The sequence below is a fragment of the Vescimonas coprocola genome (assembly GCF_018408575.1).
GTDB classification, from domain to species: domain Bacteria; phylum Bacillota; class Clostridia; order Oscillospirales; family Oscillospiraceae; genus Vescimonas; species Vescimonas coprocola.
The window spans coordinates 830803-850203 of record NZ_AP023418.1 but is presented as its reverse complement, the minus strand read 5'-3'; the positions used below and the strand labels follow the sequence as shown (position 1 = coordinate 850203).

Annotated in this window: 17 protein-coding genes; 10 read left to right on the top strand and 7 right to left on the bottom strand. The window is 56.4% G+C overall.

Annotated elements, in window-relative coordinates:
- The 3 genes from KJS28_RS04175 to KJS28_RS04165 all read right to left on the bottom strand — a co-directional run bounded on the left by KJS28_RS04175 (position 1) and on the right by KJS28_RS04165 (position 1589).
- Positions 1-312 (bottom strand): plasmid mobilization protein, encoded by a 312-nt coding sequence (locus KJS28_RS04175; protein ID WP_213541859.1) that lies wholly within the window; start codon positions 310-312, stop codon positions 1-3.
- 201 nt (positions 313-513) lie between these two features.
- The gene (locus KJS28_RS04170; protein ID WP_229365628.1) at positions 514-1389 is read right to left on the bottom strand and encodes an AAA family ATPase; all 876 of its coding nucleotides are present in this window, start codon (positions 1387-1389) and stop codon (positions 514-516) included.
- Positions 1390-1418: 29 nt separating this feature from the next.
- A complete protein-coding gene (locus KJS28_RS04165; RefSeq protein ID WP_213541857.1) occupies positions 1419-1589 on the bottom strand; it encodes a hypothetical protein in 171 nt (56 codons plus the stop codon).
- A 219-nt stretch (positions 1590-1808) separates the two neighbouring features.
- On the opposite strand from KJS28_RS04165, the gene KJS28_RS04160 reads away from it, so the two are divergent.
- The 8 genes from KJS28_RS04160 to KJS28_RS04125 all read left to right on the top strand — a co-directional run bounded on the left by KJS28_RS04160 (position 1809) and on the right by KJS28_RS04125 (position 11387).
- Complete coding sequence (locus KJS28_RS04160; RefSeq protein WP_213541856.1) at positions 1809-3125, top strand: DUF6076 domain-containing protein; 1317 nt, start codon at positions 1809-1811, stop codon at positions 3123-3125.
- Positions 3115-4026: a sigma-70 family RNA polymerase sigma factor gene (locus tag KJS28_RS04155; protein ID WP_213541855.1), complete on the top strand. Its 912-nt coding sequence runs from the start codon at positions 3115-3117 to the stop codon at positions 4024-4026. The genes KJS28_RS04160 and KJS28_RS04155 overlap by 11 nt, the downstream gene beginning before the upstream one ends.
- 145 nt (positions 4027-4171) lie before the next feature.
- Entirely contained in the window at positions 4172-4867 is a 696-nt protein-coding gene (gene vanR, locus KJS28_RS04150; RefSeq protein ID WP_213541854.1) for a VanR-ABDEGLN family response regulator transcription factor, read from the top strand.
- Positions 4860-5966 (top strand): sensor histidine kinase, encoded by a 1107-nt coding sequence (locus tag KJS28_RS04145; RefSeq protein ID WP_227106235.1) that lies wholly within the window; start codon positions 4860-4862, stop codon positions 5964-5966. Before vanR ends, KJS28_RS04145 begins: the two co-directional genes overlap by 8 nt.
- A gap of 131 nt (positions 5967-6097) precedes the next feature.
- Positions 6098-7138 (top strand): D-alanine--D-serine ligase VanG, encoded by a 1041-nt coding sequence (gene vanG, locus KJS28_RS04140; protein WP_021858468.1) that lies wholly within the window; start codon positions 6098-6100, stop codon positions 7136-7138.
- Positions 7135-7887 (top strand): M15 family metallopeptidase, encoded by a 753-nt coding sequence (locus tag KJS28_RS04135; protein ID WP_407701752.1) that lies wholly within the window; start codon positions 7135-7137, stop codon positions 7885-7887. The genes vanG and KJS28_RS04135 overlap by 4 nt, the downstream gene beginning before the upstream one ends.
- Positions 7874-9955 (top strand): serine racemase VanT catalytic subunit, encoded by a 2082-nt coding sequence (gene vanT / locus KJS28_RS04130; RefSeq protein WP_213541852.1) that lies wholly within the window; start codon positions 7874-7876, stop codon positions 9953-9955. The genes KJS28_RS04135 and vanT overlap by 14 nt, the downstream gene beginning before the upstream one ends.
- Before the next feature lie 421 nt (positions 9956-10376).
- Positions 10377-11387 (top strand): helix-turn-helix transcriptional regulator, encoded by a 1011-nt coding sequence (locus KJS28_RS04125; protein WP_213541851.1) that lies wholly within the window; start codon positions 10377-10379, stop codon positions 11385-11387.
- 47 nt (positions 11388-11434) lie between these two features.
- On the opposite strand, the gene KJS28_RS04120 is transcribed toward KJS28_RS04125, so the two are convergent.
- From KJS28_RS04120 to KJS28_RS04105, 4 genes are all read right to left on the bottom strand, one after another.
- The gene (locus KJS28_RS04120) at positions 11435-12370 is read right to left on the bottom strand and encodes a tyrosine-type recombinase/integrase (RefSeq protein WP_213541850.1); all 936 of its coding nucleotides are present in this window, start codon (positions 12368-12370) and stop codon (positions 11435-11437) included.
- A gap of 132 nt (positions 12371-12502) precedes the next feature.
- Positions 12503-13504 carry a GGGtGRT protein gene (locus tag KJS28_RS04115; RefSeq protein ID WP_213541849.1) on the bottom strand — a complete coding sequence of 334 codons (1002 nt, stop codon included), beginning with the start codon at positions 13502-13504 and terminating at the stop codon, positions 12503-12505.
- Between the two features lie 14 nt (positions 13505-13518).
- A complete protein-coding gene (locus tag KJS28_RS04110) occupies positions 13519-14211 on the bottom strand; it encodes an iron-sulfur cluster assembly scaffold protein (RefSeq protein ID WP_213541848.1) in 693 nt (230 codons plus the stop codon).
- Between the two features lie 157 nt (positions 14212-14368).
- Positions 14369-16801: an ATP-dependent helicase gene (locus KJS28_RS04105; protein WP_213541847.1), complete on the bottom strand. Its 2433-nt coding sequence runs from the start codon at positions 16799-16801 to the stop codon at positions 14369-14371.
- A 283-nt stretch (positions 16802-17084) separates the two neighbouring features.
- Between KJS28_RS04105 and KJS28_RS04100 the strand changes: the two genes are divergently transcribed.
- Both KJS28_RS04100 and KJS28_RS04095 read left to right on the top strand, forming a co-directional pair.
- Positions 17085-18353, top strand: a complete 1269-nt coding sequence (locus tag KJS28_RS04100; protein ID WP_213541846.1) for a putative DNA modification/repair radical SAM protein — start codon at positions 17085-17087, stop codon at positions 18351-18353.
- A gap of 4 nt (positions 18354-18357) precedes the next feature.
- Positions 18358-19221: a TIGR03915 family putative DNA repair protein gene (locus KJS28_RS04095; RefSeq protein WP_213541845.1), complete on the top strand. Its 864-nt coding sequence runs from the start codon at positions 18358-18360 to the stop codon at positions 19219-19221.
- Positions 19222-19401 lie beyond the last annotated feature (180 nt).

Sequence of the window (19401 nt, the reverse complement as noted above, 5' to 3'; positions counted from 1 at the left end):
TTACCAGCGCTTTCGTTCAAGGATCATCCGAACGGCACCACAGAGTTCAGAGAACGCCCGACATACGCTTTCCAGATCGATCACGGTCACTCGTCCCATGTGCGCCAGGGTGACGAGCTGGTTCAGATTTCTGCCGATGGACTTCAGCTCCTTCAGCACTTCTTTCAGGCCGTCGATGACCACCACCTGCTTTCCCAGGCAGCAGGCAGTGACGTAGTCGCTCATGGACGTCCCGGACTGCTTCGCCAACTCCTTGATGGCCTCCCGGTCTGTGGACGCCATGCGGGTGCTGAATTTAACATCTTTTTTCATGTCGTTTCCTCCAAATCGTAGATAAAGTGGGCCCGGGCTTCTGCCCGGAATTCATGCGGAAGTCGGGCAGCGGCGTTGCCGCAGACCAGACAAACGCGATGCTGGCCACCTCCAAGGAGGTGATTTCCCTGCACCGAACACCCGCGCTCCGCTTTCGGCCACAAATGGCCACAAACGGCGTTTCTTTTTCCCTGCGGGTGTTTACTCGCCATGCCCGGCAATCTCCCGCAAATCGCCGCACAGCGCCCCAACAGGGTCAACAGGGGCGACCACAGGTACACCCTGGGCATCGTCACTTTCGGCACGGCGCAGCTCGATGAGCCGCTTCCCGTTGCTGCGGCGCACCATACCGAAAATTCCGATTTTGCTTAGCGCGTCAAGGCTTTGCAGGATTAGGCGGGACACTTTCTTAGGCGAGATACGCTCCATACCGACAGGGTCGATTTTTTCAGACAGCTCTGTGGGAGTGCCGATAAATTTCGTACGGTCGCGCATCAGTTCAGAGACCAGATAGGTGATCCGGTCGCCCAGTAGCTCCGGCTGCGTTCTGCTGTCTGCTACCATCTCCCACACGTTTTCAACGTTGCGTTCCAGAGACAACTCCCGGTATTCAATGTCACGACCGATGCAGGAGAGCTTCGCCTTACCGCTGCCGCGCCGATCTTCCACCAGAGTAAAACTGGAATCCACCGCCCCGCTGATGGCTGTCGTACCGGAGATACGGTTGAACACATCATCGGCAGTTTCCTTTCGCAGATGATGGATCAGCAGGATGGCGATGCCGTGCTTGTCCGCCAGCCGCTTCAGCACGGACAGGTCCCGGTAGTCATTGGCGTAGGTGGCATCGTGGACGGGGCGGACCATCTGCAGCGTATCGACGAGGACCAGAACAGTATCCGGGTGAGCTACGAGGAAGCCCTCCACCTGCTCCTCCAGCCCCTGGCCGATGGGAGCACACTCCGTACAGAAATGGACGCTGTCCGGCGCGTCCTCTGTGATCTCGAAGAGGCGGTTCTGGATGCGAAGGACGGAGTCCTCCAGGCAGAGATAGAGGGTGGTGCCCTGCTTCACGCTCATTCCCCAGACCGGTTCTCCCTTGGCCACCGTCACCGCCAGCCACAGGGCAGCCAGGACTTGCCCACCTTGGGTGAACCCGCCAGGATATGCAGACCCTGAGAGATCAGCGTGTCCACCACAAAATTGGGCGGCTCCAGCGGACGGTCCATCAGCGTCCTACCGTCCACCGTGACCAGGGGACGGTCCATTTTGTTGCTCATAGTCAGTACCTCCAATTCAAAATATCTGAATACAAAAATCTCCCACCTCGAAAGAAGTGGGAGCAGTATTCTTTTAGAGGAGCAGTGCCCACAGGACTTTTGAGCATCCCCTTGCCCCTCTGCTTGTATTGTGGTGGAAAAGATGGTATCCTGATAAAAAGCATGGACAGATTAAAAATCAAGTAGGACAAATTATTGCAGAGGAGGGGGCCAGCGGAAATGGAGGGGAGCATCATATTCTATACCTACGGCAGCACCTTGGAGCTGAACGGGCAGCAGTTTGAGGCAGGCAGGCTGACCGAAGATCTGCTGAATCTATCACCGGATGACTACCACCCCCTGCACGAACGGATGGTGCGCATCCGTACCCTTATGGACATCTACGAGTATGTCCGCAAGAGTGAACTTTGGTGGAAACTGAATGATGAGATGGAGCAGCTCTGTCAGGAACTTCGCCGATATACTGTGTTCCGCTTGCTACCGGACGATTGCTATGACGCTTTCTTTTCGGTGATACGGGAGATCACAGGACAGTTCAGCTTGTTTCCTCCCGAGGAGCACAGCCTTTCAGAGGATGATCAGACAAAACTTCTCAGCGCCTCAGCGGAAGAATTCTTCCAGAGCGATGATGGGGACAGCGATCCTGAAATCTCCTTGGGACTGCTGGATCTGTTTCGTCGCAGAGAGGGCAGCGAGGAAAAGGGCGAGTTGTTTTATTACGAGATGTTTCGCCTCCTGGGAGCGTGCGAAGATACCTGGAGTGCCTACAAGAAATACATCGACCGCTACATGATGTATCTTCACGACATCCGTGCCTTTGTTCCTACCATCCGGAATTTCATCAAGTTTATCCTCTCCACACTCACGACCAATGGGCCGGAAAGTTATGCGGCAGCGCTCTATGGTTTCTATAACGATGATCGCACCGCAGAGAAGCTGATCGTCAACCCCATCACTTACCACGGGGACTGCTACAGGAGACACGATGAATATATGCTCTCCTATGTCCCGCGGGAGCTGCCGGACGGCTCCATGGCCATCTGTCAGGAGCATGTGACGGACAGCTTACAGGCGCTGATGAAGGCAGACTATATGCTGGCCCTGAATAGCGGACACAACATCCGCCGCTGCATCATCTGCGGGAAATACTTCATGCTGAAGAGCGGCGTCCACGCTTTGTACTGCGAAGGGGCCTGTCCCCACGCTCCTGGCTACACCTGTCGGCAATTTGGCACGGTGGAAGTTCAAAAGGAACTGGCAAAGAACAACCCCAAGGTGAAGGCCAAGCTGACTGCCTTTTCCAGGATCACGAAGGATATGCAGCGGAGAGCTATCTCTCAGGAGGATGCCAGAAGAGCCAAGGATCATGTGCGAGACCGGCTCTACGATGCGCTGCGCAGCCCGGATATCTCTGTTGAGGAGTTTTCTGAACAAATATCTACTGCGCAAGTGTATGAATATTGCCGCATCACCAGAGTGAGCAAGCCCCGAGGGCGTCCACCGAAAGCAAAGGCGGGTGGGACCCATGACCAATGAGGAATTGGTTCGCCGATATTACGGCGGTGATGAGCGCGCGCTGGAGGAGTTGTACCGCAGGAATCTCGGGCTGATCCGGCGCATCGCCCGGGAGACTGCCAGAGAGTTCAACTGTCTGCATATGGACAGGGAAAGACCGGGAGAGTTGTCCGGCTATACGAAAACGATTCTGGAGGATCTTTGCGGCGAGGGTGCGTTGGAATTTCTGACACGGGTCCAGAGCAGAGAATACGATGAGAGCCGTGCTGTGCTTGCCACCTACCTGTACCCACATCTGAAAGGCCGGATGATCCGTTGGCTGGAGCAACATATCGGAAATCTTTCTCTGAGCAAGCACGAGATGGATGCTGTCCGGCAGGCACAAAGGCTATATCATTCAGGTCAGTTCAGCATCGAAGAGATCGCGGAGAAAATGGATGTCCTTCTGGAACAGGCTGTCAAGCACATCCGTTACAACACCCATTTTGTTGGTGTCAATGATCTTATCCCTGGGAGCTATGACGGTGATCCCTTTGAGCGGCTGATGCCTGGGAATCTCTCTGTTTCTGCGGAGCAGGTCGTGTATCGAAAAGTCTGCATTGAGCTGCTGCAGGAACTATTTGATGCTCTCCCGAAGAAGGACAGGGACATCCTCGGAAAATTCTACGGCGTATTCGGATTTGAAAAAACTTCGCTGAAGGAAATCGGCATGTACCACATGATGAAGGAGTCCGCCGTGGAAAAGGCAAAGGAGCGTGCTGTCACAAAGCTGAAAAAAGCCTATCCGGGTAGCAGGCTGCAGATCTGGAGGAATGTTCATCGTATGATACGCAGACCGATCCTGCCAGCGAAGGATGACAGAGCACTGCGGCGCAGCTTCACGACTTCGACCCTACGAAATCAGGAGTCTGGAAGATCGTAGTTTCGATACAGTCTGGTGAGAATTTTGCGCAGACAGGAGACCGCAACAGTCCCCTTTAGGACATGTTTAGGAAAAATCAAGAGTCATACTCGCTTTTTTATACGTTCCGTGCTATAATGCAGAAAAACACGAAAGGCCGGCAACTATGGCTACACATATTTTAGTCGTCGATGACGAGACTGCGATCGCAGATCTGGTGGAGGTCTATCTGAAAAACGAAGGCTTCACCATCCACAAATTCTATAATGCCTCCGACGCCCTGGCTTGTGTGCGGACGACACGCTTGAATCTGGCGGTGCTGGATGTGATGCTGCCGGACATGGACGGCTTTACCCTCTGCCAGCGCATCCGGGAGGACCACCTGTTCCCCATCATCATGCTCACCGCAAAGGTGGAGGATATGGACAAGATCATGGGGCTGACCTTGGGAGCGGACGACTACATCACCAAGCCCTTCAATCCTCTGGAACTGGTGGCCCGGGTCAAGACTCAGCTGCGCCGCTACACCCGGTACAACCCCAGGGAGGGGACAGTCCAGGAGGTCACCGAATACGACTTTCGAGGCCTTCAGATCTCCAAGGCCACTCACAAGTGCGTCCTGTTCAGCGAGGAACTGGCCCTGACGCCCTTGGAATTCTCCATTCTCTGGTATCTATGTGAGCACCGGGGGAATGTGGTGTCCAGCGAGGAACTGTTTGAACATGTTTGGGGCGAGGCGTTTATGGACAGCAACAACACCGTCATGAGTCACATCGCCCGGCTACGGGAAAAGATGCACGAGCCCAGCCGAAAGCCCAAATTCATCAAGACCGTTTGGGGGGTGGGGTACACCATTGAGTAAGAAAGGAAATACCCGCAGCCGCCGGAGATCTTTGCGCATCTGGGGCGGCTACCTGCTGGTCCTCATGGCTTGGGTGGTCGCAGTGATGGCCTTGGCATTCCTGGGCTTCATCATCTGCGCCAGCATCACCTGGCAGCCCTCGCCGCTCTACGACTTCCTGAATTGGGTTCGAGACTACATCGTTCTGGTCTGCATCGTCACAGTGCTGGCGGGCTGGGTGGTCATCAGCTTCTATTTTATCTCCAAGCCCATCAAGCAGCTGGACGTGGTGGCCAATGCGGCAGAGCAATTATCCCGCCCCAGTGAGGAGCCCATCCAGCTGCCGGATTCCCTGGAGGACATCTCCATCCAGCTGAATCTGGCCCGGGAGCAGGCTCTCCGGGACGCCCGGGCAGCCCGGGAGGCAGAACAGCGGAAAAACGACCTAATCGTCTATCTGGCCCACGACCTGAAAACGCCCCTGACCAGCGTCATCGGCTACCTGACCCTCCTGCGGGATGAGCCTCAGATCTCCCCGGAGATCCGGGCCAGGTACACCGGCATCGCCCTGGAGAAGGCGGAGCGGCTGGAGGACCTCATCAACGAGTTCTTCGACATCACCCGCTTCAACCTCTCTCGCCTGGAGCTGGAGCGGCAGAGCGTGGACCTGACGCGGATGCTGGAGCAGGTCGCCAGCGAATTCCGCCCCATTTTCGCAGAATCGGGGCTGTCATGCAGCCTGGATCTGCCGCCCAAGCTGCACTATTCCTGTGACCCGGATAAGCTGGCAAGGGTCTTTGATAATCTCCTGCGCAACGCGTCTTATTATAGCCTGCCGGACAGCACGGTGGAAATTGCCGGACGGATAGAGGCCGGGAAAATCGTACTCACCTTCTCCAATGCGGGAAAGAACATCCCCCAGGAGAAATTGGACCGGATCTTTGAACAGTTCTTCCGTCTGGACAGCTCCCGCGCCACCCGGACAGGTGGTGCGGGCCTTGGCTTAGCCATCGCCAAGGAGATCGTGGAGCTCCACGGCGGGACCATTCGGGCGGACAGCACCGAGGATCGGATCACCTTCACCATCTGTCTTCCGTCAGACCATTCAGAAGCGCCGTAAGAAAATCACAAGAATTTCGCAGAAAACTTGCAAGGCATCCGTTGGTAGATAGACAAGTATGAAACGCCTGGTTCTGGTACCATTTCAGTATCAGAACCAGGCGCTTTATTTTGATTAGGAGGTCTTATCCCATGAAAACCATTCTCGTTCTCTTCGGCGGATGCTCCACGGAGTACGAAGTTTCTCTCCATTCCGCCTATGCGGTGCTGTCCCACATGGACCCCGCCCGCTATACTCCTTTGGCTGTGGGCATCACACGGGAGGGGCAGTGGCTCTGCTATACCGGCGACCTCTCCCGGCTGGAGGACGGTACTTGGCAGCAGGCGGCAGACTGTATCCCCTGCACCCCGCTGGTGGAACGGGAGGCCCACGCTTTACTACTGCTGGACGGCTCCGGCCGCCGTCTCCTCTTTGACGCGGTATTCCCAGTCCTCCACGGCAAGAACGGCGAGGACGGTACGGTACAGGGACTCTTTGAACTGGCCGGGGTCCCGGTCATCGGCTGCGGGACATTGTCCAGCGCCTTGTGCATGGACAAGGACCGGGCCCACCAGCTGGCGGCCCTGGCCGGCATCCGGGTCCCCCGGAGCCACGTCTTTCATTCCAGCGATGATTTCAGCCGGATCGCCCAGGCAGCGGAGGAACTGGGATACCCGGTGTTTGTCAAGCCGGTCCGGGCCGGCTCCTCCTTCGGTATCACCAAAGTCTCCGGGCCGGAAGAGCTGCCCGCCGCCATGGAGGAGGCCTTCCGCCACGACAGCGCCGTGATCCTGGAGGAGACGATCCCCGGCTTTGAGGTGGGCTGCGCGGTCATGGGCAACGAGGAACTGACCGTGGGTCTGGTGGACGAGATTGCGCTGTCGGAGGGCTTTTTCAACTATGAGGAGAAGTACACCTTAAAGACCTCCGCCATCCACTGTCCCGCCCGCATCCCGCCGGAGAAGGCGGCAGAGATCCAGGCAGCGGCAAAAACCATTTACCGTGCCCTGGACTGCCGGGTATTCGCCCGGGTGGATCTGTTCCTCACCCCGGATGGGGAGATCGTCTTCAATGAGGTCAACACCATCCCCGGCTTCACCGCCCACAGCCGCTACCCCAGCATGATGCAGGGCATCGGCATTTCCTTTGGGGAGCTGGTGACCCGCCTGATCGAGTTGGGGGTGGCGGGATGAGAACCGTGTCGATTCCCCGGGAGCAGATTTTTCAGGGGCCGCTGGTCCTGGTCAACCGGGCGCATCCCCTGCATGAAAAAGAGCGATCTGCGCTGACCTCGGTGGACCCGCACCACCCCGGCATTCTTCTTGAAAGCCGGGCACGGCAGCTACTGTCTGCCTGTATCCAAAAGGCGGGGGGACAGCGGGAGATCGTGCCGGTGTCCGGCTGGCGGAGCCAGCAGGAACAGCAGCGGATCTGGGATGACTCCATGGCGGAGCATGGGGAGACATTTACCCGCCAGTATGTGGCCCTTCCAGGATGCAGTGAGCATCAGACCGGCCTCGCCATCGACCTGGGAAAGGCTGCCGGATACATCGACTTCATCCGGCCTGCCTTTCCCTATGACGGCGTCTGCGGAAGATTTAGGCGTCTGGCGGCCCGGTACGGCTTTATCGAACGCTACCAGCGGGGCAAGGAGGAAGTCACCGGGATCTCGGCTGAGCCGTGGCACTTCCGCTATGTGGGGGCGCCCCACGCCCAGCTGATGGAAACCAACGGGCTGTGTCTGGAGGAGTACCGGGACTTTTTGCGGCAGGGTCCCCGGAGCGTCGCTCTGGAAAACGGCCGCATGGCCCAGGTGTTCTATGTGCCCGCCGCCGGAGCCGTCACAGAGGTGGAAGTGCCGGAGGGCTGCTGCCAGATATCCGGCGACAATGTGGAGGGATTTATCCTGACATGGTGGGGGGATACCCATGAGAACGGCTAAGAAAACCGTCCCGACTTTGGACCTCTTTCGTCTGGCGGCAGTCCTGCTGGTGGTGATGAACCACACCTCGCCCCTGGCGGATGTGTCTGCCATGGCTGATTTCTGGCTTACCCGGGTACTGGCCCGGGTGGCAGTCCCATTCTTTCTGATGACCACTGGGTACTTCCTGAGCCGGAATCACTGGGCTGGTGTGGGGCGGCAGCTGAAAAAGCTCTGCCTGCTCTACGGCGTCTGCATCCTTTTGTATCTGCCAGTGAATCTCTATGCCGGCAGCTTCACCGGTCCGGCGGATGTTTTGCGGAAACTGCTGGTGGACGGCACCTTCTACCACCTGTGGTATTTCCCGGCGACCATTCTGGGCATCGTCATCGCCCGGTGGCTCAGCCGGCTGGGCCACCGGGTGGCTCTGCCTGTGGCGGCGCTACTCTATCTCATCGGTCTGGGCGGGGACAGTTACTATGGACTGGTTTCCCAGATCCCGCTGCTTCGGACCCTTTACGACGGCATTTTTACACTGTGCGGCTATACCCGCAATGGCCTGTTCTTCGCGCCACTGTTCCTTCTGCTTGGGGTCGCCGGAAGGCGGTGGAACCAAAAGCTGTCTCTGGCGGGCTTCTTCCTCTCTCTGGCAGCCATGAGCGCCGAGGGGCTGTGGCTCCATCGCATGGATGTCCAGCGCCACGACAGCATGTACCTCGCCCTCCCCCTGTGCATAGTATGCCTTTTTTCTCTGCTGCTGGGCAGAAACAAGGGCGAGTCCAGGAAAGTCCGGGAATTTTCCACAGCCGTGTATGTGCTCCATCCCCTCTGCATCGTACTGGTCCGGGGAGCGGCAAAGCTACTGGGACTGGGAGAAATGCTCATTGAAAACAGTGTTCTCCATTTTATTGTGGTGCTGGCGCTCAGTGCGCTGCTCTCCGCCCCTTGCCTGCTGAGGCTTCAAAAGAAGCCCAGCCCCACCGCTCGGGCCTGGCGAGAGGTGGATCTGGCGGCCCTTGGGCACAACGCCCAGGTGCTGTGGAACACATTGGCCCCGGGGACAGAGCTGATGGCGGTGGTAAAGGCGGAGGCCTACGGTCACGGCGGGGCAGTGACCGCCCGCACCTTACAGCGAGCGGGCGTCCGGGCCTTTGCCGTGGCCTGCCTGGCCGAGGGGATTGCTCTGCGAAAGGCGGGCATCCGGGGGACGATCTTGATCTTAGCTTATACCTCCCCGGAGGAAACTCCGCTCTTGACACGATGGCATCTGACCCAGACGGTGGCGGATATTGACCACGGGCGGGCCTTGGCAGCCAGAGGGCGGCGTGTCCATGTCCATCTGGCCCTGGACACGGGGATGCACCGGCTGGGCATCCTGGCGGAAAACCGGAAGGAGATCCTGGAGGCATTCCGGCTTCCGAACCTGGTAGTGGACGGTGTCTTTTCTCATCTATACGTCTCGGACAGCCTGGAAGCCGAAGATGTTGCCTACACCCAGGAGCAGCTGACCTTGTTCTATGATACGGTGGCCTGGCTCCGAACTGCCGAATATGATCCCGGCAAAGTTCATATCCAGTCCAGCTATGGACTTTGGAACCTCCCAGCTCAGCCCTGTGACTATGTCCGGGCTGGAATCGCACTCTATGGAGTTCGAAGCGATGATGCGCCTGTTCAGCGAAGCCTTGATCTGCGACCGGTTCTGTCTCTCCGGGCCAGAGTGGCCAGTATCCGCACTGTGCAAGCCGGAGAGAGCGCCGGGTACGGGCGGGTCTTTCAGGCAGAGCAAGAAACCAAACTGGCGGTGGTCACCATCGGCTACGCGGACGGTCTGCCCCGGGATCTGCCTCAGCGGGGCGGCCAGGTGCTGATTCAGGGCCGGCGTTGTCCTATGGTGGGGCGGATGTGCATGGACCAGTTGCTGGTGGACGTCAGCGATCTTTCGGAGGTCGCTCCTGGCGATACAGTGACTATTATCGGCCGGGATGGCGGTCAGGTGATTCGGGCAGAGGAACTGGCTGCATGCTGTGGGACGATTACCAACGAACTGCTCTCCCGGTTAGGCATGCGGTTACCCATTGTTTCTGGTTAAAGAGCGGTAGGGAATTTTACAAAGATTCCGGTTCGGATTTCAACATGAATATACCTTTAAACAGGAATAGCCACCAACCACGATGAAATGGTTGATGGCTATTCCCGTTTGGTCGACACCAAGAGATTCTCTCAATCGGTTTAATCTGGTGTTTTCAAGATGTCCTTATGAGGAGTCGCCCTTCTGCGCATTGGTATTAAGTTGTGTCGCAAGATTATAATATCATACCCGCCCAAAAAAATCAAGGCAAATCGGAACATTTTCAAAGCGTTCAGTACAATACTTCCTATAAAAATTCTATCATATAGGAATTTGAACAACAATTAACTGGCTGCATAGGATTTCATATTTTTGAAAATCGCTTTTCTCTTTCCCTTTGGCATGTTATACTAATAGAAAACAGCAAAGGAAGGTTCTGCCTATGGCGAACTATGGAAAATACTACATCGCCGTCCGTCTGCTACTGCTGAAACAATATCTTGAAGCCAACGCAGGCAGAAACAGAATTGTACAGCGGCGGGAACTGGAAGACCTCTTGAGAAAACATGATATGCCAGTGGAAAAGAAAACCTTGTATCAGGACTTCGCCGCCTTAGGGGATGTCTGCGGCTTACAGTTGGAATACGATGTTCACAAGAAAGGCTACCGACTTCTCAACCCGCCCTTTGAGCCTTACGAACTTCGCCTTTTGGTGGATAGTGTTCAGTCCTCCAAGTTCATCACAAGGGAAAAAGCAAGGGAGATCACTGCCAAACTGAAAAGGTTTGCGGACAAGGACACCGTGGAGAGCCTGAACAGAGAAAACCATGTTGCCAACCGAGTGCGGAGCATGAACGATAGTGTGGTCAAGGATGCCGACCGCATCCACGAGGCCATCCGCAAAGACAAAAAAATCGGCTTCCGCTATTTCCACTATTCCCCCGCCACAGGAAACGCTAAAAACTATGTGAAGGACGGTCAACAGCTGATTGTCAGTCCCTACGCCCTTCTTTGGAACAACGGCAACTACTATCTTTACGCCTACGACGGAAAAAAGTTCCGCTATTACCGAGTGGACAGGATGGAGCGCATCAGTCAGCCTTTGGCAATGCCCCGAGAGGGTAGAGAGCTTTATAAGGAGAAGGACATCACAAGCCAAAAGGCAAAGGTGTTTGATATGTATGGGGGCACGGCTTGCGATGTTCGCATCCGCTTCCGCAATGAACTTGCCGATGCCGTCATTGACCAATTCGGCAAGGACATCCAGATGTTTGCGGTGGATGCCGAGCATTTCACCATTACCGCCCCCATCGAAGTCAGCCCCACTTTCTTTGCGTGGATTGCCACTTTTGGAAGAAGGGTAAAAATTCTTTCTCCTGAACCTGTCGTTGCAAAAATGCAGGAATTTCTGCAAAAATCCTTGGAAATGTATAAAAATGATGGAGAGATGTGAAAACACCTCCCCATTTGCTTATAGAGGATGAAAGATGATAGAAGATGCTAGGCTTTCATCCGAACTCGCTCCTGCTTCAAACTTCGGATGATGTTTACCTTGTCCACGTCCTCTTTCAAGTCGCTGGTCAGAATATTCAGATAGTTTTCTGTAATTGCCAAGCTGCTATGTCCTAATATCTTTTGGAGCGTCACCACGGAGCCGCCCATGGTTGCCCATTTTTTGGCGAACGTATGCCGAAAACGGTGAACACCTGTCTGTTCCAGCCCTCTTTCGTGGCAATAGTCCCAAATAGCATGGTAGCAGCTGCTTCTGGTGAGCTGTTTTCCGTACACCGAGCAAAAGAGCCAATCGTCGGCCACGCCGCCACGATACTGCAAGTATTCCTGTAAAATCTTCACAATGTCCTCGTTCAGAGGAATAATCAAGGGCTTTCTGTTCTTCGTCGTATTGACGTAGACCACACCGTTGTCAAAATCCACGTCCCTGATTTTAATATTGACCAAGCTGTTCTGTCGAACGCCAGTAGAAAGCAGAAAGTTCACAATCACCCAGCTTCGATAGGTGGAGAAGATGCACTTACGGACATCAGGCTTTTTCAGGAGCTTCCGCAGTTCTTCGTCCGTGTAGGTCTGAATGGGCGCTTTGTCTGCTTTTGGAAGGGGAATTTCAAAATGGGGGACATACCCACATTTCATAAAAAAGCGCATCAGGGTTTTCAGGTCTCTGGCATACGTCCCCATGGAAACTTCATTCAAATTTGGGTCATCACGCAAAGCAATGTAGAACTTCTGCATGGTCTGCTGATTCAAAGAGGATATCGGCGTATTGGGTGGAATTCTCTTGTAAATCTGTTTGACGGATTCCTGATAATGGTGGATGGTTCCGTCCCGTAAATTCCTTGCCTTGCAGTCCAGAATATATTCTTGGAACCCGTCGCTGAACGTCTTTTCTCTTGGAAAGCACATCCTCATTTTCTTCATCAAAAACACCCCTAAAACAGCAAAAACAGGAAGCACATCTTGCCGAATTTCTTCGGCAGGACGTGCTTCCTTGCTTATTATTTGCGAAAAGTGGGGTTTGAACTTTTGAGGTTCAAAAGCAGGGGTTTACCCTTACTTCTTCAGAGCCTCTTCCACAGCCACAGCCACGGAAACGGTAGCGCCGACCATGGGGTTGTTGCCCATGCCCAGGAAGCCCATCATTTCCACATGAGCGGGGACGGAGCTGGAACCGGCAAACTGGGCATCGGAGTGCATCCGGCCCATGGTATCGGTCATGCCGTAGCTGGCGGGACCGGCGCCCATGTTGTCCGGGTGCAGGGTACGGCCGGTGCCGCCGCCGGAGGCCACGGAGAAGTACTTCTTCCCCTGTTCGATGCACTCCTTCTTATAGGTACCGGCCACAGGATGCTGGAACCGGGTGGGGTTGGTGGAGTTGCCGGTGATGGACACATCTACACCCTCGTGGTGCATAATGGCCACGCCCTCCCGGACATCATCGGCACCGTAGCAGCGGACGTCAGCCCGCTCACCCTCGGAGTAACGAATCTCCCGGACGATGCTCAGCTTGCCAGTATAGTAGTCAAACTGCGTCTGAACATAGGTAAAGCCGTTGATGCGGCTGATGATCTGGGCAGCGTCCTTACCGAGACCGTTGAGGATCACCCGCAGGGGCTCCTTACGGGCCTTGTTGGCGTTCTTCACGATACCGATAGCGCCCTCGGCAGCAGCGAAGGACTCGTGGCCCGCCAGAAAGGCAAAGCACTTGCTCTCATCGCTGAGGAGCATGGCCCCCAGATTGCCGTGACCCAGACCCACCTTCCGGTCCTCGGCCACGGAGCCGTCGATGCAGAAGGACTGCAGGCCCACACCGATCATCTTGGCGGCCTCGGCAGCGGTCTTGACGCCGGACTTCAGGGCGATAGCTGCGCCCACGGTATACGCCCAGCAGGCGTTTTCAAAGCAGATGGGCTGGATGCCCTTGACGATCTCATAGGGGTCGAAGCCCTTGGCCTTGCAGATCTCCCGGCACTCCTCCACGGAGCCAATGCCATACTGAGCGAGGACGCCATTGATCTTGTCGATTCTTCTTTCGTAGCTTTCAAACAGTGCCATTTTTTGTCCTCCTCTTATTCCTGCCGGGGGTCAATGTACTTGGCGGCGTTCTCGAACTGGCCGTAGTGACCCTTGGCCTTCTCCAGCGCCGCAGCGGCGTCGTCGCCCTTCTTGATGAAGTCCATCATCTTACCCAGACTGATGAACTCATAGCCCACGATCTCGTCGTCCTTGTTCAGCGCCAGCCGGGTGACATAGCCCTCGGCCATCTCCAGATAGCGGGGTCCCTTGGCCTTAGTAGCGAACATGGTACCCACCTGAGAGCGCAGTCCCTTCCCCAGATCCTCCAGAGAAGCGCCCACGGATAGGCCGCCCTCAGAGAAGGCAGACTGAGACCGGCCATATACGATCTGCTCGAACAGCTGACGCATGGCGGTGTTGATGGCGTCGCACACCAGATCTGTGTTCAGCGCCTCCAGAATGGTCTTGCCGATGAGGATCTCGGAGGCCATGGCGGCAGAATGGGTCATACCGGAGCAGCCGATGGTCTCCACCAGTGCCTCCTCGATGATGCCATTTTTAATGTTCAGGGTCAGCTTGCAGGCGCCCTGCTGAGGGGCGCACCAGCCGACACCGTGGGTAAAGCCGGAGATATCGGAGATTTCCTTGGCCTGCACCCACCTCCCCTCCTCAGGGATGGGAGCCGGGCCGTGGTAAGCGCCCTTGGCCACCGGACACATATGCTGTACTTCCGCAGTATAGATCATGGTAACGATTCCTTTCTGTGCTGAATTTTTTACCATTGTGGATGGGTTTATCCTTTGGGGCTATTATAGCAAACGCCGGGAGAAATTTCAAGAAGTTCTAAGCAAATATTCCGAACATTCCGTGCATTTTTGCGCCAACGCAGGGAGTCTATCCCTCTCACAGCTTGGTCAGATGGGTCCCGGCGGCCTTGAGCATCAGTTTTTTGGTGCCGATCTTGTCAAAGGCCACTTCCACCAGCGCATCGCCGCCCATGGGCCGGACGCTGAGCACCATACCGTCTCCGAAGGCATTGTGGCGAACGCTGTCGCCGGCCCGCAGCTGCATCAGGGGCGCAGAGGGTGCTGCGGAGCGAGCCCGCACCGACGGAGCGGACGGAGCCGTTGTAGATCGGACCGGCTCCTCCCGACGGGTACGTACCTGAGACGCAGCGGTAGGACGCTGCCACTCCCCCTCCCAGTGGGACGCCGCCTGCTGGGGTTCGGGCTTCCCCAGCCACTCCATATTCTCCTCCGGGATCTCCTTGAGAAAGCGGGAGGGCATAGCGGGGCTGGTACGGCCGTACAGGGTGCGCTGCCGGGTATTGGTGAGGGTCAGCTTCTCCTTGGCACGGGTCATGGCCACGTAGCACAGTCGCCGCTCCTCCTCCATCTCCTCCTCATCCCCCATGGCCCGGTTGCCGGGGAACAGGCCGTCCTCCATGCCCACCACGAACACGCATGGAAACTCCAGCCCCTTGGCGCTGTGCATGGTCATGAGGGTGACGCAGTTGTCGGAGTCCGCCTGACTGTCCAGATCCGTATATAGAGCCACCTCGTCCAAAAAGCCCGCCAGAGTGGGGTTCTCCGGCTCGTTCTCCAGAAAGCCCATGATGCTGGAGGCCAACTCCTGTACGTTCTCCAGCCGGCCCCGGCTCTCCATATCGTCCTTTTCCTGCAGCATCCGCACATAGCCGGTGCGGTCACACACATATTCGTAGAACTCCACCAGCCCCAGATCGGCCACATGGCGGCGCATTTCCTCCATCATATCTGTAAATGTAAGAAGCTTTACAGCGCTTGCTTTCAGTTCTGGATAGTCGGATGCGTGGCAGAGGATCTCATAGAGGGGCCTCCCCTCCTCCGTAGCGATCACCTGCGCCTTATCCACCGTGGCGGTGCCGATCTTGCGGGAGGGTACGTTGATGATGCGCCGCAGCCGCAGATCATCGGTGGGGTTGTTGATGACGCACAGATAGGCCAGCATATCCTTGACCTCGGCCCGGTCGAAGAACTTCATGCCGCCGATGATCTTATAGGGTACGCCGTTGCGCTTAAAGGCATACTCCATGGCGTTGGACTGGGCGTTGGTTCGGTAGAGCACGGCGTGTTCCTTCCAGTTGACGCCCCGACGGTAGTTCATCATGATCTGCCCCACTACATAGTTGGCCTCGTCGGACTCATTGAAGCAGGTCTTGACGGTGATGATTTCCCCTTTTCCGTTCTCCGTCCACAGAGTCTTGCCCTTGCGGCCGGTGTTGTGGCGGATGACGGCGTTGGCCCCGTCCAGAATGTTCTGTGTAGAGCGGTAATTCTGCTCCAGACGGATGGTACGGGCGCCGGTATACTGCTTTTCAAAATTCAGGATGTTCTCGATGTTGGCCCCCCGGAAGCGGTAGATGCTCTGATCGTCGTCGCCTACCACGCAGATGTTGCGGTGTCCCCCTGCCAGCAGACTGGCCAGCAGATACTGCAAATGGTTCGTGTCCTGATACTCGTCGATGAGGACGTAGCGGAACTTACGCTGGTAGTAGGCCAGCGTCTCCCTGTCCGTCCGCAGCAGATCCACCGTGTGGAGGATGATATCGTCGAAGTCCAGCGCATTGGCGTCCCGTAGTTTCTGATTGTAAAGCGCGTATACTTTACCGATGCGCTTACGCCGCCAATCCTGAGATTTTTCTGCCTGAGCGGCAAACTCCTCCGGCAGGATCATATCATCCTTGGAGCGGGAGATGATGGTCTGGATCTCCCGGACGGGAAAGGTCTTTTCATCCAACTCCAATTCCTTGAGAATGTCCTTCAGGAGCCGTTTGGTGTCATCGGTATCGTAGATGGTAAAACTGCGGTCAAAGCCCAGCTTGTCGATGTCCCTCCGCAGAATCCGCACGCAGGCGGAGTGAAAGGTGGCGGCCCACACATCACGGGACTCCTCCCCCAGCATCCGCTCCAGACGATCCTTCAGCTCATTGGCAGCCTTGTTGGTGAAGGTGATGGCCAGTACCTCCCACGGGCGGGCGGGCTCCACGGCGCACAGATAATCCGCCAAGGGCTTCTGCTCCGGATCCGGGTGCCGGACATACTGCTCCAGAAACTCCACCTCATCGTCGGAGATGGGCATGGGGATCTCCTCCGTGTCGCTGCCCCGGCCATAGCGCAGAAGGTTGGCCACCCGGTTGATAAGCACCGTGGTCTTGCCGCTGCCGGCTCCGGCCAGCAGAAGAAGCGGCCCCTCCGTGGAGAGCACCGCCTCCCGCTGCTTGTCGTTGAGATGCTGATAGTTCAGGGCGATGGCCTGCCGCCTTGCCCGGATAAAGCGCTGCTGTAATTCATTCATGTATTTTTATCCCCTGCTTGTTGTTTTCCCCTATTTTAATACAAAATCCGGGGCCGGTCAACCTCTCTGCAGAAATATAGAAATTTTGTTCGATTTCATATTGACAGAAACGGATGTTCGACTTATAATGAGGATAGAACAAAAGTTTCACAGGAGGTATGTACTATGACGACCTTTGGATTTATTATGATGGTGGTGGGCGTGGCTTTCTTCTCCGGCAGCGCCATTCATGTCATCGACCGGCTGGATCGTCCCCAGCAGCGCCGCCGCACGGTGTAACGGCATGGAGCTGCTGGATAAGCTGGCCATCCTGACGGACGCCGCCAAATACGATGCGGCTTGTACGTCCAGCGGTGTCAAACGCAGCGCCCGGCCTGGGATGATCGGCAACACCACCTCCTCTATCGCCGGCTGCTGCCACAGCTTCTCTGCCGACGGGCGATGCATCACCCTGCTGAAGGTGTTGATGACCAACAGCTGCGTGTTCGACTGCAAGTACTGCGTCAACCGGCGCAGCAACGATACCCGCCGGGCGGCCTTCACACCACGGGAGCTGGCGGAGCTGACCATCGGCTTTTACCGCCGCAACTATATCGAGGGGCTGTTCCTCTCCTCCGGCGTGCTGCGAAGCCCGGATTATACCACCGAACGGATGATCGAGTGCCTGCGGATCCTGCGAGAGGAGTATCGCTTCAACGGGTATATCCATGCCAAAGCCATCCCCGGCACATCGCCGGAGCTGGTGCAGCGGCTGGGGCTGCTGGCAGACCGGCTCAGCGTTAACATCGAGCTGCCCTCTCAGAAGGGCTTACAAACTCTGGCTCCGGATAAAAGCAAACAGGCCATTCTGCGGCCCATGGCACAGATTCGGGACCGGGCCAGAGAGAGCAAGGCAGAGCTGGCGAAGTCCCGCCACGCCCCGGTGTTTGCCCCGGCCGGACAGAGCACTCAACTCATTGTGGGCGCCACGGCGGACAATGATCGCCATATCCTGCACCTGACCCAGTCTTTGTACGAGAAGTACCGTCTCAAACGAGTGTTCTATTCTGCCTATGTGCCGGTAGTCGAGAACAGTCTGCTGCCCTCCAAGGATACGAAGCCCCCTCTGCTGCGGGAGCACCGCCTGTATCAGGCGGACTGGCTGCTGCGGTTTTACGGCTTCCGGGCCGAGGAGCTGTTGGACGAGCAGCACCCGGACTTCAATCCGCTGGTGGACCCCAAGTGCCACTGGGCCATCGGACATCTGGAACAGTTTCCGCTGGAGATCATGAACGCCGAATACGAGACGCTGCTACGGGTGCCGGGCATCGGTCCGATAAGCGCACGGCGTATCGTCTCGGCCCGCCGCCATGGTACGCTGCGGTTCGAGGACCTGAAAAAACTGGGGGTGGTGCTGAAGAGGGCGCAGTTCTTTATCACCTGCGGCGGCCGGATGCGGCAGGGCCTGCAATTTACCGCCCAGACCCTTCAGCGGCAATTAGAGGCGATGGAGCGAGGGCAGCTGCCGCCGGAAGAGTGCCGGCAGCTGTCGCTGTTTGACTCGGCGGGGTGATACGATGGCATGGCAGGATGTGGTCTTTCAATACGACGGCAGCTTCGACGGATTCCTTTGCTGCGTGTTTGAAAGCTATGTACACAAAGAATTCCCCATCGCCTTTTACAGCGATGAGGAGTGTTTTTCCCTGTATTCCGTCCGCAGCATCCTGACGGTGCCGGAGCACGCCCGCCGGGTGTACCGGGGCATCTTCAAGCGCTCCAAGCGTGCCGCAGAGTTGCTGCACCGTGCCTTTCTCACCTGTATGGAGGATAAAGAGTTGCACCTTTACACCTTTGTCCGCAAGCTGATGGACGAAGGACCGGATTTCCTGAGAAACCAGTCGGATGCGGCCTACTACCCCGTGGCCAAGGCTCTGCGGCACATGAGCGGCGAGTTAGAGAAGCTGCGTGGCTTCATCCGTTTTTCCGAGTACAGTGGCGTGCTGGGAGCGGAAATCGAGCCAAAAAATCGAGTCCTCCCCCTGCTGCGAAACCACTTCTGCAATCGCTATGCCAACGAATCCTTTTTTATCTACGACAGTACACACAAGGACCTACTGCTATACAGCAGCGGCCGATCCCGAATGATGCGGGTAGACAGCCTGCAGTTGGCCCTGCCCGGTGAGGAGGAGCTTTGCTTCCGATCCCTATGGAAGCGGTTTTATGAGACGGTGGCCATCAGGGAACGGGAGAATCCCCGCTGCCAGAATACCTTCCTGCCCAAGCGATATCGAGGGACGATGACGGAGTTTCTTCCGCTGGACTATGAAAGGCAGCAGCAAAATCTCCCCTCCTCCCATGATGTAGCAAACGGCGCAATTATCAGAATGCTTGATTCAATTGAATTGCCGCCTACCACCAGTTTACCGGAACACTCTATATAGTTTCCGAACAGGTCGTGAGGAAGAGAATCTCCTTCAAATGGATAATTTACAGGATACTCGCTCTCTTTTGACGTGGGTACATATTTTGTTGAGATTCGCCCTTACCCTTCGCTGTCAGCAGACATAACAGAATATCTGGCAATTCTTAGCGTGTCAAGGATGGTGCTTATCCCCCGAAAG

Coding starts and splice junctions, on each gene's coding strand:
- KJS28_RS04175 (WP_213541859.1), bottom strand. CDS start 312: ATGAAAAAAGATGTTAAATTCAGCACCCGCATGGCGTCCACAGACCGG.
- KJS28_RS04170 (WP_229365628.1), bottom strand. CDS start 1,389: ATGAGCGTGAAGCAGGGCACCACCCTCTATCTCTGCCTGGAGGACTCC.
- KJS28_RS04165 (WP_213541857.1), bottom strand. CDS start 1,589: ATGAGCAACAAAATGGACCGTCCCCTGGTCACGGTGGACGGTAGGACG.
- KJS28_RS04160 (WP_213541856.1), top strand. CDS start 1,809: ATGGAGGGGAGCATCATATTCTATACCTACGGCAGCACCTTGGAGCTG.
- KJS28_RS04155 (WP_213541855.1), top strand. CDS start 3,115: ATGACCAATGAGGAATTGGTTCGCCGATATTACGGCGGTGATGAGCGC.
- vanR (WP_213541854.1), top strand. CDS start 4,172: ATGGCTACACATATTTTAGTCGTCGATGACGAGACTGCGATCGCAGAT.
- vanG (WP_021858468.1), top strand. CDS start 6,098: ATGAAAACCATTCTCGTTCTCTTCGGCGGATGCTCCACGGAGTACGAA.
- KJS28_RS04135 (WP_407701752.1), top strand. CDS start 7,135: ATGAGAACCGTGTCGATTCCCCGGGAGCAGATTTTTCAGGGGCCGCTG.
- vanT (WP_213541852.1), top strand. CDS start 7,874: ATGAGAACGGCTAAGAAAACCGTCCCGACTTTGGACCTCTTTCGTCTG.
- KJS28_RS04125 (WP_213541851.1), top strand. CDS start 10,377: ATGGCGAACTATGGAAAATACTACATCGCCGTCCGTCTGCTACTGCTG.
- KJS28_RS04120 (WP_213541850.1), bottom strand. CDS start 12,370: ATGAAGAAAATGAGGATGTGCTTTCCAAGAGAAAAGACGTTCAGCGAC.
- KJS28_RS04115 (WP_213541849.1), bottom strand. CDS start 13,504: ATGGCACTGTTTGAAAGCTACGAAAGAAGAATCGACAAGATCAATGGC.
- KJS28_RS04110 (WP_213541848.1), bottom strand. CDS start 14,211: ATGATCTATACTGCGGAAGTACAGCATATGTGTCCGGTGGCCAAGGGC.
- KJS28_RS04105 (WP_213541847.1), bottom strand. CDS start 16,801: ATGAATGAATTACAGCAGCGCTTTATCCGGGCAAGGCGGCAGGCCATC.
- KJS28_RS04100 (WP_213541846.1), top strand. CDS start 17,085: ATGGAGCTGCTGGATAAGCTGGCCATCCTGACGGACGCCGCCAAATAC.
- KJS28_RS04095 (WP_213541845.1), top strand. CDS start 18,358: ATGGCATGGCAGGATGTGGTCTTTCAATACGACGGCAGCTTCGACGGA.